The sequence below is a fragment of the Microbulbifer aggregans genome, assembly GCF_020524005.1.
GTDB classification, from domain to species: domain Bacteria; phylum Pseudomonadota; class Gammaproteobacteria; order Pseudomonadales; family Cellvibrionaceae; genus Microbulbifer; species Microbulbifer aggregans_A.
Window position 1 is genome coordinate 1 of sequence record NZ_JAIVKK010000040.1, and the last position, 1,172, is coordinate 1,172.

General features: G+C 51.0%; 1 protein-coding gene. It reads left to right on the forward strand.

Annotated features, from left to right (window positions below; genetic code table 11):
- Positions 1-190: 190 nt before the first annotated feature.
- Positions 191-1,141 (forward strand): IS110 family transposase, encoded by a 951-nt coding sequence (locus tag LC093_RS20205; protein WP_226669313.1) that lies wholly within the window; start codon positions 191-193, stop codon positions 1,139-1,141.
- Positions 1,142-1,172: the final 31 nt, after the last annotated feature.

A 1,172-nucleotide genomic window follows, 5' to 3' on the forward strand; every position in this document is an offset into this window, starting at 1 on the left:
CACTCAAACGGGCAAAATTGAGGCCCACCTCTGGCTGCAACCAGAGGCCTTTTATGCGGTAGTTCGATGCCTGCCTGGCTCCTCTGTCGAGAGACCGTTAACAAGTGGGAACACCGCATAAACTCTAAGTAACAACTCGAATAGTCATCAGGGCCTCGAGCTCGTATAGCAAGCAAGAGTTAACTTACCAATGAACCACTCACAAGACAATGAAGTCAATGTCGGTATAGATACCGGCAAGACCCAGCTCGATATCTATATCCGCCCTCTTGGCGAATACTTTGCTGTCAGCAACGATGCGAAAGGTGTTCGCGAAGCTATTAGGCGCATCAAAGCACATCGGCCAACGCGCATCGTTATTGAAGCCACAGGCCGCCTGGAGCACACCTTCGTGTTCGCCGCTGCAAAACATAAGCTACCTGTAGTTGTCGCCAATCCTCTTCATGTACGGCGGTTTGCTGGAGCCATTGGGCAGCTCGCGAAAACAGACAAGATCGATGCTCAGCTGATCGCCCACTTTGGCGAGAGCATCAAGCCTGCCCAAACAGCTGTGGCGCCGGAAAACGACAGAAAAATCAGTGATTTACTGGTTCGCCGGCGGCAGTTGATGGAGATGCAGACAATGGAGAAGAACCGTCTCTCCATCATGCCCAAAGAGCTGCGCACCAGTATCAATGCCATACTAAAAGCCATCAAAGCGCAGATCGATAAGATTGATACAGCCCTTGATGGCATGATCGCCCAAGCCGATGACTGGAAAGAGAAAAATGAAATCCTCCAAAGTGTACCCGGTGTCGGCAAGGTCATGGCCTACACATTACTTAGCGACCTTCCAGAACTCGGTACCTTGAATAACAAAGAGATCGCCGCGCTAGTCGGGGTGGCACCAATCAACCGAGAGAGCGGTCGCTATCAGGGCCTTCGCCGAATACGTGGTGGCCGCCATCAAATACGCACTGTTATGTTTATGGCGATGATGTCGACCATCCAGTGCAACAAGAAATTTAAAGACTACTATGAGCGACTCAGAGCAGCCGGCAAACGGCCGAAGGTTGCTCTGGTGGCATGTATGCGCAAGATGATTGTTATCCTCAACAGCATGGTACGAAATGGTACTGCCTGGGAGGGAAATATGGCCTAAGCGGTTGACTCAGAGCCATAGTCACTTGTTA

Coding starts and splice junctions, on each gene's coding strand:
- LC093_RS20205 (WP_226669313.1), top strand. CDS start 191: ATGAACCACTCACAAGACAATGAAGTCAATGTCGGTATAGATACCGGC.